Origin of the sequence: Aestuariivirga sp. (assembly GCF_965227715.1) — a bacterium.
GTDB lineage: Bacteria > Pseudomonadota > Alphaproteobacteria > Rhizobiales > Aestuariivirgaceae > Aestuariivirga.
In genome coordinates, this window is sequence record NZ_OZ245771.1 from 280,844 (window position 1) to 294,110 (window position 13,267).

The 13,267-nt window shown below is 61.8% G+C and carries 9 protein-coding genes and 2 tRNA genes; all 11 read left to right on the forward strand.

The features are described from left to right. Window positions 1-12 precede the first annotated feature (12 nt). Window positions 13-86 (forward strand) — tRNA-Gly (locus tag ACO06F_RS01330). Window positions 87-136: 50 nt separating this feature from the next. Next, window positions 137-1,327 carry an elongation factor Tu gene (gene tuf, locus ACO06F_RS01335; protein ID WP_421694903.1) on the forward strand — a complete coding sequence of 397 codons (1,191 nt, stop codon included), beginning with the start codon at window positions 137-139 and terminating at the stop codon, window positions 1,325-1,327. A 51-nt stretch (window positions 1,328-1,378) separates the two neighbouring features. Continuing rightward, window positions 1,379-1,454 (forward strand) — tRNA-Trp (locus ACO06F_RS01340). A 17-nt stretch (window positions 1,455-1,471) separates the two neighbouring features. Then, window positions 1,472-1,669: a preprotein translocase subunit SecE gene (gene secE / locus ACO06F_RS01345; RefSeq protein ID WP_421694904.1), complete on the forward strand. Its 198-nt coding sequence runs from the start codon at window positions 1,472-1,474 to the stop codon at window positions 1,667-1,669. A 17-nt stretch (window positions 1,670-1,686) separates the two neighbouring features. Next, complete coding sequence (nusG, locus tag ACO06F_RS01350) at window positions 1,687-2,220, forward strand: transcription termination/antitermination protein NusG (protein ID WP_421694905.1); 534 nt, start codon at window positions 1,687-1,689, stop codon at window positions 2,218-2,220. Between the two features lie 90 nt (window positions 2,221-2,310). Next, window positions 2,311-2,742 (forward strand): 50S ribosomal protein L11, encoded by a 432-nt coding sequence (gene rplK / locus ACO06F_RS01355; RefSeq protein WP_421694906.1) that lies wholly within the window; start codon window positions 2,311-2,313, stop codon window positions 2,740-2,742. Between the two features lie 4 nt (window positions 2,743-2,746). Continuing rightward, window positions 2,747-3,448: a 50S ribosomal protein L1 gene (rplA, locus tag ACO06F_RS01360; RefSeq protein ID WP_421694907.1), complete on the forward strand. Its 702-nt coding sequence runs from the start codon at window positions 2,747-2,749 to the stop codon at window positions 3,446-3,448. Between the two features lie 344 nt (window positions 3,449-3,792). Further along, complete coding sequence (gene rplJ / locus ACO06F_RS01365; RefSeq protein ID WP_421694908.1) at window positions 3,793-4,314, forward strand: 50S ribosomal protein L10; 522 nt, start codon at window positions 3,793-3,795, stop codon at window positions 4,312-4,314. A gap of 52 nt (window positions 4,315-4,366) precedes the next feature. Further along, the gene (gene rplL / locus ACO06F_RS01370; protein ID WP_421694909.1) at window positions 4,367-4,741 is read left to right on the forward strand and encodes a 50S ribosomal protein L7/L12; all 375 of its coding nucleotides are present in this window, start codon (window positions 4,367-4,369) and stop codon (window positions 4,739-4,741) included. A 150-nt stretch (window positions 4,742-4,891) separates the two neighbouring features. Continuing rightward, window positions 4,892-8,995, forward strand: coding sequence for a DNA-directed RNA polymerase subunit beta (rpoB, locus tag ACO06F_RS01375; protein WP_421694910.1), 4,104 nt, complete (start codon window positions 4,892-4,894; stop codon window positions 8,993-8,995). Between the two features lie 96 nt (window positions 8,996-9,091). Continuing rightward, window positions 9,092-13,258: a DNA-directed RNA polymerase subunit beta' gene (gene rpoC, locus ACO06F_RS01380; protein ID WP_421694911.1), complete on the forward strand. Its 4,167-nt coding sequence runs from the start codon at window positions 9,092-9,094 to the stop codon at window positions 13,256-13,258. Window positions 13,259-13,267 lie beyond the last annotated feature (9 nt).

Consider the following 13,267-nt stretch of genomic DNA (forward strand, 5'->3'; position numbering starts at 1 on the left):
CGATTTTCCCGGGCGGGTGTAGCTCAATGGTAGAGCAGCAGCCTTCCAAGCTGAATACGAGGGTTCGATTCCCTTCACCCGCTCCAAAGTTTTGAATTGTGATGCCGCTTCGGTGCGGCCAACAGGGTAGACGACGATGGCCAAAGAGAAATTCAACCGCGACAAGCCGCACTGCAACATTGGCACGATTGGTCACGTTGACCATGGCAAGACGTCGCTGACGGCAGCGATCACCAAGGTTCTGGCCGAGACGGGCGGCGCCACGTTCACGGCGTATGACCAGATCGACAAGGCGCCGGAAGAGCGCGCCCGCGGTATTACGATCAACACGGCCCATGTCGAGTATCAGACGACGAAGCGCCACTATGCGCATGTCGACTGCCCCGGCCACGCCGACTATGTGAAGAACATGATCACCGGTGCTGCCCAGATGGACGGCGGCATTCTGGTGGTGTCAGCTGCTGACGGCCCGATGCCGCAGACGCGTGAGCACATCCTGCTCGCCCGCCAGGTTGGCGTGCCGGCGCTGGTGGTGTTCATGAACAAGGTGGACATGGTGGACGATCCGGAGCTTCTGGACCTCGTCGAGATGGAAGTGCGCGAGCTGCTTTCGTCCTACCAGTTCCCGGGCGATGACATTCCGATCATCCGTGGTTCGGCGCTGTGCGCGCTCGAGGGCAAGAACCCCGAGATTGGCCGCGATGCGGTTCTGAAGCTGATGGAAGCGGTTGACAGCTACATTCCGCAGCCGGAGCGTCCGAAGGATCAGCCGTTCCTGATGCCGATCGAAGACGTGTTCTCGATCTCGGGCCGTGGCACGGTTGTGACCGGGCGCATCGAGCGCGGCATTGTGAAGGTTGGCGAGGAAGTCGAGATCATCGGCATCCGCGACACGCAGAAGACGACGGTGACCGGCATCGAGATGTTCCGCAAGCTGCTGGACTCAGGTGAGGCTGGCGACAATGTTGGCGCGCTGCTGCGTGGTATTGATCGTGAAGGCGTTGAGCGCGGCCAGGTGCTGTGCAAGCCCGGCACGGTGAAGCCGCACAAGAAGTTCAAGGCGGAAGCCTATATCCTGACCAAGGAAGAGGGTGGCCGTCACACGCCGTTCTTCGGCAACTACCGCCCGCAGTTCTACTTCCGCACGACGGACGTGACGGGCGTGGTGACGCTGCCGGAAGGCACCGAAATGGTGATGCCGGGCGACAACATCTCGTTCGACGTCGAACTGATCACGCCGATCGCCATGGAAGAGAAGCTCCGCTTCGCCATCCGTGAAGGCGGCCGTACCGTCGGCGCCGGCGTCGTCGCCAAGATTACAGACTAACACTTTACATGGGGCGGCAGGACCCCTACTTGAGGGACCTGCCGCTCCGATAGGGGTATAGCTCAGTTGGTAGAGCGGCGGTCTCCAAAACCGCAGGTCGAGGGTTCGAGCCCTTCTGCCCCTGCCATTTTTTAGGAAACACACGTGGCCAAGACCAATCCGTTCGAGTTTCTGCAGCAAGTCCGCGAGGAGGCCGCCAAGGTGACTTGGCCGACCCGGCGCGAGACGATGATCTCGACAGCCATGGTTTTCGTCATGGTGGCGGTTGCCGCCGTGTTCTTCCTCTTGGTCGACTTCGGCCTGCATCGCGGTGTGCAGTGGATTCTGGGTATTGCGGGCTAAGGGACAGACCAAAAGACATGGCAAAGCGCTGGTACATCGTTCACGCCTACTCGAATTTCGAGAAAAAGGTGGCCGAATCGATCAAGGAACAGGCGGTCCAGAAGGGCCTCACCGACCAGTTCGAGCAGGTTCTGGTTCCGACCGAGGAAGTGATCGAAGTCCGGCGCGGCCGCAAGATCAAGTCCGAGCGGCGCTTCTTCCCCGGCTATGTGCTGGTGAAGATGGACCTGACGGACCAGGCCTTCCACCTGATCAAGAACACGCCGAAGGTCACGGGCTTCCTGGGGTCGGACTCGAAGCCGATCCCGATCTCGGATGCCGAGGCCTCGCGCATCCTGAACCAGGTGGCAGAGGGCGTCGAGCGCCCCAAGTCCACGGTGTCTTTCGAAGTCGGCGAGCAGGTTCGCGTCGCCGATGGTCCGTTTGCCTCCTTCTCCGGTCAGGTGGAGGAAGTGGACGAAGAACGGTCACGGCTCAAGGTCGCCGTGTCCATCTTCGGCAGGCCCACGCCTGTCGAACTCGAGTATGGTCAGGTCGAAAAGCTCCGCTAAGGGGCTGATGTCCTGACTACCCGGTGGGAGGCCCTCAAAAAGCCGGACCACTAACCTCAATCAGCCGGGTCGTCCGGCGAGGGAAACACTATGGCTAAGAAAGTCGTCGGCTACATCAAGCTGCAAGTGCCCGCGGGGCAGGCTAACCCGTCTCCGCCTATCGGCCCCGCTCTCGGTCAGCGCGGCCTCAACATCATGGAATTCTGCAAGGCCTTCAATGCCGCCACGCAGAAGATGGAGCCGGGCCAGCCGGTTCCGGTGGTCATCACCGCCTTCCAGGACAAGTCCTTCACCTTCGAGATGAAGTCGCCGCCGGCGTCCTACTTCCTCAAGAAGATCGCCGGCATCAAGTCAGGCTCGAAGGAACCCGGCAAGGGCGCCTTCGTCGGCAAGGTGACGATGGCCCAGTGCCGCGAGATCGCCGAGCAGAAGCTCAAGGGCATGAACGCCCGCGATGTTGACGCTGCTGCGCGCGAAATTGCCGGCTCTGCCCGGTCCATGGGCATCCAGGTGACGGAGTAAGACAATGGCAAAACTCGCAAAGCGCATCGCCAAGAACGCTGAAGGCATTGACCGGGTGAAGTTTTATGGGCTCGACGAGGCCGTGAAGCTGATCAAGGAACGCGCCAACGCCAAGTTCAACGAAACCGTCGAAATCGCCATGAACCTCGGCGTCGACCCGCGCCATTCGGACCAGATGGTCCGCGGCGTCGTCAACCTGCCGAACGGCACGGGGCGCAACCTGCGCGTCGGCGTGTTCGCCAAGGGTGCGAAGGCCGAGGAAGCGAAGAAGGCTGGTGCTGAAGTCGTCGGCGCCGAGGATCTCTTCGAGATCGTCAACAAGGGCCAGATCGATTTCGACCGCTGCATCGCCACGCCGGACATGATGGGCCTCGTCGGCCGTCTCGGCAAGGTGCTGGGCCCCCGCGGCATGATGCCGAACCCCAAGGTCGGCACGGTGACCATGGATGTCGCCGGCGCCGTCAAGGCTGCCAAGGGCGGCGCTGTGGAGTTCCGCGTCGAAAAGGCGGGCATCATCCAGGCCGGTGTGGGCAAGGCGTCCTTCTCGGACGAGCAGCTCAACCAGAACATCAAGGCCTTCGTCGACGCCGTCATCAAGGCGAAGCCGCCGGCGGCCAAGGGCACCTATGTCAAGAAATTGTCCATTTCTTCGTCCATGGGTCCGGGCCTGAAGCTTGATCTCGCCTCCGTCACGGGCGGCGCGTAAAGCCTAAATACCAGTTTCTCCGCTGAAATCCCTCAAGGATTTCAGCGGGGTAACCGAAGTTCCTCGAACTTCGGATTACCTGTCCGAGATTGCAGGCGCGGGAATCGCTTCCCGCTTAAAAGCCCAGCCTGCATGAGATGGGTGTCAAAACAGAATTCGAATCCCTATATGGGGGTTCCAAGTCGGTTTGGACCTCACAACCCGCAAGCCCGGTGTATTGGGCCCAGGGGGACAGGCACGTAAGCGCCGCTGAAGCGCCTGCTGCCCTCGTGTGGTTGGTGTCTTGAGCGGTTGGTCCAACGGCGGGCGGGTGAAGAACCCTACCGCCATAAAGGAGAGAGCAAGTGGAAAGAGCTGAGAAAGTAGAGCTCGTCGCAACGCTCAACCAGGTGTTCAAGACCACCGGTGTGATCGTTGTGGCCCACAACAAGGGCCTTACTGTGAACCAGGTCAACGACCTGCGGAACAAGATGGCCCAGGCGGGGGTGACCGTTAAGGTCGCCAAGAACCGTCTTGCCAAGCTTGCTCTTGATGGCACTGACGCAGCCGGGATCAAGGACCTCTTCGTGGGTCCGACCATGGTGGCTTACGCCGCCGATCCCGTCTCGGCTCCCAAGGTCGCCTCGGCCTTCGCCAAGGGGAACGACAAGTTCGTCGTCCTCGGCGGTGCGCTGGGCAAGACCGTGATGGATGCCAATGCGGTCAAGGCACTCGCTGAACTGCCCTCGCTCGACGAGCTCCGGGGCAGGCTCATTGGTCTCATTCAGGCGCCCGCCACCAAGATTGCTGGTGTGCTTCAGGCTCCTGCTGGCCAGCTGGCGCGTGTCTTCAACGCTTATGCCACCAAGGATCAGGCAGCTGGCTAAGACGCCCAGCCGTCACCTCAACAAACCAAACCGACAATAGAAAGATACTCACATGGCTGATCTCGCCAAGATCGTTGAAGACCTCTCGGCCCTGACCGTTCTCGAAGCTGCTGAACTCTCGAAGCTGCTGGAAGAGAAGTGGGGCGTTTCCGCCGCTGCTCCGGTCGCTATGGCCGCAGCTCCGGGTGCCGCTGCCGCAGCTCCGGTTGAAGAGAAGACCGAGTTCACCGTCGTTCTCGCCGCCGCTGGCGACAAGAAGATCGAAGTGATCAAGGAAGTCCGTGCCATCACCGGCCTCGGCCTCAAGGAAGCCAAGGACCTGGTCGAAGGCGCTCCCAAGACCGTCAAGGAAGGCGTGAACAAGGCCGATTCCGAGGCCATGAAGAAGAAGCTCGAGGCCGTTGGCGCCAAGGTCGAGCTGAAGTAAAGCGTTACCGCCGGCAGCTTGCCTTTACGGCAGGCTGCCGGTGGGTCATTATCGCGCCGTCCGCGACGGCTTGCCGAACCTGCTTTTGGGGAAAAAGGGGGTTCGGCAAGCTGTCGAATTTGCTTGTTTCTGAACCGTCAAGGAAAACCCATGGCCGAAACCCAGTCCGCTGCTAGCCGCAAACGCCTCCGCAAGTTCTTTGGCAGGAAAATCGAAGTGGCCGAAATGCCGAACCTCATCGAGGTTCAGCGCGAAAGCTACGACCAGTTTCTGCAAATGGTGGAGCCCAAAGGCGGGCGGGCAAATGAAGGCCTGCAGGCCGTCTTCAAGTCAGTCTTCCCGATCACCGATTTCTCGGGCCAGGCGATGCTGGAATTCGTGCGCTACGAATTCGAGCAGCCGAAGTTCGACGTGGACGAGTGCCAGCAGCGCGGCATGACCTTTGCGGCCCCCCTCAAGGTGACGCTGCGTCTGATCGTGTTTGAAGTCGACCCCGACACCCAGTCGCGCTCCGTGAAGGACATCAAGGAGCAGGACGTCTATATGGGCGACATGCCGCTCATGACGGCCAACGGCACCTTCGTGGTGAACGGCACCGAACGCGTGATCGTCTCCCAGATGCACCGCTCGCCCGGCGTATTCTTCGACCATGACAAGGGCAAGACGCATTCCTCCGGCAAGCTGCTGTTTGCCGCACGCATCATTCCCTATCGCGGCTCGTGGCTCGATTTCGAGTTCGACGCGAAGGACATCATCTATGCCCGCATCGACCGCCGCCGCAAGCTGCCGATCACCACGCTGCTCTATGCGCTTGGCCTCGATTCCGAAGAGATTCTCCACACCTTCTACAAGACGGTCACCTACAAGCTGACCAAGACCGGCTGGAAGACCGCCTTCGACCCGCAGCGCTACAAGGGCATCAAGCCCGCCGTTGACCTGATCGATGCGAAGACGGGGCAGGTGGTTGTCGAAGCCGGCAAGAAGATCACGCCGCGCCTTGCCCGCAAGATCGCCGAAGATGGCGTGAAGGACCTCCTCGTCCAGGACGAGGAACTGCATGGCCTCTACCTCGCTGACGAACTCGTCAACGAGAAGACGGGCGAGCTTTATGCGGAAGCGGGTGACGAGATCAGCGAGAAGACGCTGGCCGCTCTCAAGGACGCTGGCTTTGCCGAGCTCCGTCTTCTGGATATCGACCACATCAACAACGGCCCCTATATCCGCAACACGCTGAAGGCCGACAAGGTGGAAAGCTACGAGCAGGCGCTCGTCGAAATCTACCGCGTCATGCGCCCGGGCGAGCCGCCCACGCGCGAGACCGCTGAAGCGCTGTTCCATGGCCTGTTCTTCGACCAGGAGCGCTATGACCTCTCGGCCGTCGGCCGGGTGAAAATGAACATGCGCCTCGAGCTCGACGTGCCGGACACGATGCGCGTTCTCCGCAAGGACGACATCATCTCCGTCATCAAGACGCTGCATGAGCTGCGCGACGGCAAGGGCGAAGTGGACGACATCGATCACCTCGGCAACCGCCGTGTGCGTTCCGTGGGTGAACTGATGGAGAACCAGTATCGCCTGGGGCTCGTGCGCATGGAGCGCGCCATCAAGGAGCGCATGTCCTCGGTCGATATCGACACGGTGATGCCGCATGATCTGATCAACGCCAAGCCCGCGGCTGCCGCGGTGCGCGAGTTCTTCGGTTCCTCGCAGCTCTCCCAGTTCATGGACCAGACGAACCCCTTGTCCGAGATCACCCACAAGCGCCGCCTCTCGGCGCTCGGACCGGGCGGCTTGACGCGTGAGCGCGCGGGCTTCGAAGTTCGCGACGTTCACCCGACGCATTATGGCCGCATCTGCCCGATTGAAACGCCGGAAGGCCCGAACATCGGCCTCATCAACTCGCTGGCAACCTATGCCCGCGTGAACAAGTACGGCTTCATCGAAACGCCTTACCGCAAGGTGATCGACGGGCGCGTGTCTGACGAGGTGGTCTATCTCTCGGCCATCGAAGAGCAGAAGCACCACATCGCGCAGGCGAACGTGGCGCTGAACCCGAAGGGCGGCTTCGCCGAAGACCTGGTCATCGCGCGCCATGCGGGTGACGTGCTGATCGTTCCGGCAGACCGCATCGACTATGTCGACGTGTCGCCGAAGCAGCTCGTCTCCGTGGCCGCGGCGCTGATCCCGTTCCTCGAGAACGACGACGCCAACCGCGCGCTGATGGGCTCCAACATGCAGCGCCAGGCTGTGCCGCTGGTGCGCACCAACGCGCCGCTCGTGGGCACCGGCATGGAGTCGGTGGTCGCGCGCGACTCTGGTGCGGCCGTGGCCGCACGCCGCTCCGGCGTTGTCGACCAGGTCGATGCCAAGCGCATCGTGGTTCGCGCCACGGAAGAGACCGATCCGTCGAAGTCCGGTGTTGACATCTATACGCTCGCCAAGTTCCAGCGTTCCAACCAGAACACCTGCATCAACCAGCGTCCGCTGGTGCGTGTGGGCGACCGGGTGAAGGCTGGCGACATCATTGCCGATGGTCCGTCCACGGATCTGGGCGATCTGGCGCTGGGCCAGAACGTGCTCGTCGCGTTCATGCCCTGGAACGGCTACAACTTCGAGGACTCGATCCTTCTCTCGGAGCGCATCGTCAAGGACGACGTGTTCACCTCCATCCACATCGAGGAATTCGATGTGATGGCGCGCGACACGAAGCTTGGGCCCGAGGAAATCACCCGCGACATTCCGAACGTCGGTGAAGAAGCTCTCAAGAACCTGGACGAAGCCGGTATCGTCTATATCGGTGCGGAAGTGAAGCCGGGTGACATCCTCGTCGGCAAGATCACGCCGAAGGGCGAAAGCCCGATGACGCCGGAAGAAAAGCTGCTTCGCGCCATCTTCGGCGAAAAGGCATCCGACGTGCGTGACACCTCGCTCAGGCTTCCGCCCGGCGTTGCCGGAACGGTCGTCGAAGTGCGCGTGTTCAACCGCCATGGCGTGGACAAGGACGAGCGCGCCCAGGCGATCGAGCGGGAGGAAATCGACCGTCTCGCCAAGGACCGTGACGACGAATTGGCGATCCTCGACCGCAACTCCTACGGCCGCCTCAAGCTGTTCCTGACGGGCAAGGCCGCCACGGGCGGCCCCAAGGGCCACAAGATCGAAGGCGAGATCGCCGCGAAGACGCTGGATGACCTTCCGCAGTCGCAGTGGTGGAACATCGCGCTCGGCGACGAGAAGGCGATGGGCGAGCTCGAGGCCATGAAGCAGCAGTATGACGAGTCGAAGAAGCGCCTGGATACGCGCTTCCACGACAAGGTGGACAAGCTGCAGCGTGGCGATGAGCTTCCCCCCGGCGTCATGAAGATGGTCAAGGTCTTCGTTGCCGTGAAGCGCAAGATCCAGCCGGGCGACAAGATGGCCGGACGCCATGGCAACAAGGGTGTGGTCTCCCGCATCGTTCCCGTCGAGGACATGCCGTTCCTCGATGATGGCACGCATGTGGACGTGGTGTTGAACCCGTTGGGCGTGCCGTCGCGCATGAACGTCGGGCAGATCCTCGAGACGCATCTGGGCTGGGCCTGCGCGGGCCTTGGCCGCAAGATCGGCGCCATTCTCGACGCCGCACGCGACACGAAGGACGTGAAGCCGCTCCGCACCGAGATGAGCCGCATCTATGGCAAGCACGAGGAACTCGATGGCCTCGACGACAAGTCACTCGTCGAGACCGCAGAGAACCTCCGCCGCGGCGTTCCGATCGCCACTCCCGTCTTCGACGGGGCGCGTGAGGAAGATATCGCCGCGATGCTGAAGGACGCAGGTCTTTCAACTTCAGGCCAGGTCACGCTGTTCGACGGCCGTTCGGGCGAGCCTTTCGACCGTCAGGTGACGGTGGGCTACATCTACATGCTGAAGCTCCATCACCTTGTGGATGACAAGATCCACGCGCGTTCGATCGGTCCTTACTCGCTCGTTACCCAGCAGCCGCTGGGCGGCAAGGCGCAGTTCGGCGGACAGCGCTTCGGCGAAATGGAAGTCTGGGCGCTCGAGGCCTATGGCGCGGCCTATACGCTTCAGGAAATGCTGACCATCAAGTCGGATGACGTTGCCGGCCGCACCAAGGTCTATGAGGCCATCGTGCGCGGTGACGACACCTTCGAGGCGGGGATCCCTGAAAGCTTCAACGTTCTCGTAAAGGAAATGCGGTCCTTGAGCCTCAACGTCGAGCTCCAGAACTCGCAGCAGAACGTTCCCGGTTAAGCCTTCGACGGCGGGAGGGAAGCCTCCCGCCTTCATCACCATCCGAATTCCGAACACCCAGCGGGGGGACGCCCGCAATACATGGAGAAGTGACCGATGAACCAAGAGGTCATGAACGTCTTCAACCCGGCAACGCCGGCACCGACCTTCGACCAGATCCGGATCTCGATTGCGAGCCCGGAAAAGATCCTGTCGTGGTCGTTCGGCGAAATCAAGAAGCCGGAGACGATCAATTACCGCACCTTCAAGCCGGAGCGTGACGGGCTTTTCTGCGCCCGCATCTTCGGGCCGGTGAAGGATTACGAGTGCCTGTGCGGCAAGTACAAGCGGATGAAGTACAAGGGTATCATCTGCGAAAAGTGCGGCGTGGAAGTGACGCTGTCCAAGGTCCGGCGCGAGCGCATGGGCCATATCGAACTCGCGGCTCCCGTCGCCCACATCTGGTTCCTGAAGTCGTTGCCGAGCCGTATTTCCATGCTGCTCGACATGACGCTGAAGGACGTGGAGCGGATTCTCTATTTCGAGAATTACATCGTCCTCGAGCCGGGCCTCACGCCGATGAAGCTGCACCAGCTTCTGTCGGAGAGCGAATATATCAAGGCGCAGGAAGACTATGGTGAGGACGCCTTCACCGCGGGCATCGGCGCTGAGGCGATCCGCGACATTCTGATGGCCATCAACATGGAGCAGCTGCGCGACCAGCTCCGTGAAGAGCTCAAGAACGCCACGGGCGACCTGAAGCCGAAGAAGATCGCCAAGCGCCTGAAGCTGGTGGAGAGCTTCATCGAATCCGGCAACCGCCCGGAGTGGATGATCCTCACCCAGGTTCCGGTGATCCCGCCCGAGCTCCGCCCGCTGGTGCCGCTGGATGGCGGCCGTTTCGCCACGTCAGATCTGAATGATCTCTACCGCCGCGTGATCAACCGCAACAACCGCCTCAAGCGCCTCATCGAGCTGCGCGCCCCGGACATCATCGTGCGCAACGAAAAGCGCATGCTGCAGGAAGCCGTTGACGCGCTGTTCGACAACGGCCGCCGCGGCCGCGTGATCACGGGCGCCAACAAGCGCCCCTTAAAGTCCTTGGCTGACATGCTGAAGGGCAAGCAGGGCCGGTTCCGCCAGAACCTGCTCGGCAAGCGCGTGGACTATTCCGGCCGTTCGGTGATCGTCGTTGGTCCCGAAATGAAGCTGCACCAGTGCGGCCTGCCGAAGAAGATGGCGCTCGAGCTGTTCAAGCCCTTCATCTATTCGAGGCTTGACGCGAAGGGCCTGTCAGCCACGGTGAAGCAGGCCAAGAAGCTGGTCGAGAAGGAGAAGCCGGAAGTCTGGGATATCCTCGACGAGGTCATCCGCGAACATCCGGTGCTGCTGAACCGCGCTCCCACGCTTCACCGCCTCGGCATTCAGGCCTTCGAGCCGGTGCTGATCGAGGGCAAGGCCATTCAGCTGCATCCGCTCGTCTGCACCGCCTTCAACGCGGACTTTGACGGCGACCAGATGGCTGTTCACGTGCCGCTGTCGCTGGAAGCCCAGCTTGAAGCGCGCGTTCTGATGATGTCCACGAACAACGTGCTGCACCCTGCCAACGGGCAGCCGATCATCGTGCCGTCACAGGATATCGTGCTCGGGCTCTACTATCTCTCGATCATGCGCAAGGGCGAGCCGGGCGAAGGCAAGGCCTTCGGCAACATGGCGGAAATCGACCATGCGCTGGCGGCTGGTGTCATCACGCTTGCCACCAAGATCAAGGGCCGCGTCAGCGACATCAATGCGGAAGGCAGGCTTGCCACCCGCATCGTCGAGACGACGCCGGGCCGCATGAAGATCGGCGAGTTGCTGCCCAAGTCCACGGGCATCAGCTATGACCTGTGCAACAAGCTGATGACCAAGCGCGACATCTCCAAGATGATTGACGCCGTCTACCGCCATTGCGGCCAGAAGGAATCGGTCATCTTCTGTGACCGCATCATGAGCTTGGGCTTCTACAACGCCTACAAGGCGGGCATTTCCTTCGGCAAGGATGACATGGTCATCCCCGAGACGAAGGAGAAGATCGTCAACACCACGCGCGAACTCGTGAAGGAGTTCGAGCAGCAGTACATCGACGGCCTGATTACCCAGGGCGAGAAGTACAACAAGGTCGTGGACGCCTGGGCCAAGACCACCGACAAGGTGGCCGAGGAAATGATGGCGCGCATCTCCGCGGTGCAGATCGACGAGAAGACCGGCCGCGAGAAGCAGATCAACTCGATCTACATGATGAGCCACTCAGGTGCGCGCGGTTCGCCTGCTCAGATGAAGCAGCTGGGCGGCATGCGCGGCCTGATGGCCAAGCCCTCGGGCGAGATCATCGAAACGCCGATCATCTCGAACTTCAAGGAAGGCCTCTCCGTGCTCGAGTACTTCAACTCGACCCACGGCGCCCGCAAGGGACTGGCCGACACGGCCCTCAAGACGGCAAACTCAGGCTATCTGACGCGCCGCCTGGTGGACGTGGCGCAGGATGCCATCATCTCGGAAGTGGATTGCGGAACCAAGGCGTTCCTCACCACGCGCCCGATCGTGGACGCTGGCGAGATCATCGCTTCGCTGGGCGGCCGTGTGCTGGGCCGCACCGCGGCGCAGGACGTGATCGACCCGGCCACGGGCGACATCATCGTTCCGGCGGGCGAGGAAATCCTGGAGCCGCATGTGGAGCGGATCGAGAAGTCCGGCATTGCCGAGCTTCGCATCCGGTCCGTGCTGACGTGTGAAACCAAGTTCGGCGTTTGCGCCAAGTGCTATGGCCGTGACCTTGCACGCGGTACGCCCGTCAACATGGGTGAAGCGGTCGGCGTTATCGCCGCGCAGTCGATCGGTGAGCCGGGCACGCAGCTGACGATGCGTACCTTCCACATCGGCGGCACCGCGCAGGTGCTGAACGAGTCCTTCATCGAAGCCAACGCGGACGGCAAGATCGTCATCCGCAACCGCAACTTCGCGAAGGATGCGACGGGCCGTCTCATGGTCATGGGCCGCAACAGCTCGCTGGTGCTGGTCGACGACAATGGCACGGAACGTGCGGTTCACAAGCTGCTCTACGGTACCCGTCTCTATGTGGACGAGGGTGACAAGGTGAAGCGCGGCTCAAGGCTTGCCGAGTGGGACCCCTACACCCGCCCGCTGATGACGGAAGTCGAAGGCACGGTGGAATTCGAGGACGTGGTCGAAGGCGTGTCAGTGAACGAAGTGGCGGACGAAGCCACGGGCATCACCAACCGCGTCATCATCGACTGGCGCTCGAACCAGCGCGGCTCCTCGCTCAAGCCCGCCATCGTGGTGAAGGGCAAGGACGGCAAGGTGCAGAAGCTGGCGCGTGGTGGCGAAGCCCGCTACCTGCTGTCGGTCGATGCCGTGCTCTCGGTCGATCCGGGTGCCAAGATGACGGCCGGCGACGTGCTGGCGCGTATCCCGCTCGAAAGTGCGAAGACGCGTGACATCACCGGCGGTCTGCCGCGTGTGGCCGAGCTGTTCGAAGCACGCCGCCCCAAGGATCACGCGATCATCGCGGAGATCTCGGGCCGCGTCGAATTCGGACGCGACTACAAGAACAAGCGCCGCATCCGCGTCGTTCCTCAGGAGGAGGGTGCGGAGGCCGTGGAGTATCTGATCCCGAAGGGCAAGCATCTGCCCGTTCAGGAAGGCGACTTCATCGAGAAGGGCGAATACATCATGGACGGCAACCCCGCGCCGCATGACATTCTGGACATCAAGGGCGTGGAGGAGCTGGCCTCCTACCTCGTCAATGAAATTCAGGAAGTCTATCGTCTGCAGGGCGTGAACATCAACGACAAGCACATCGAAGTGATTGTCCGCCAGATGCTGCAGAAGGTGGAGATCACCGACTCCGGTGACTCGACACTGCTCATGGGCGAACAGGTGGACCGCGAGGAACTCGACCACGAGAATTCCAAGCTGATCGCCGAAGGCATGCGGCCTGCCGCTGGCAAGCCTGTGCTGCTCGGCATCACCAAGGCTTCGCTGCAGACGCGCTCCTTCATCTCGGCGGCCTCCTTCCAGGAGACCACGCGCGTTCTCACCGAAGCCTCGATCATCGGCAAGGTGGATACGCTCGAGGGCCTCAAGGAGAACGTCATCGTCGGCCGTCTTATCCCGGCCGGCACGGGTGGCATGCTGTCTCGCCTCCGCGCTGTTGCGGACAAGCGCGATGCGCTGATCCTCGAGGAGCAGGCCAGGGCCGCGGAACTGCCCGCCGCCGAATAAGCCTCGCGT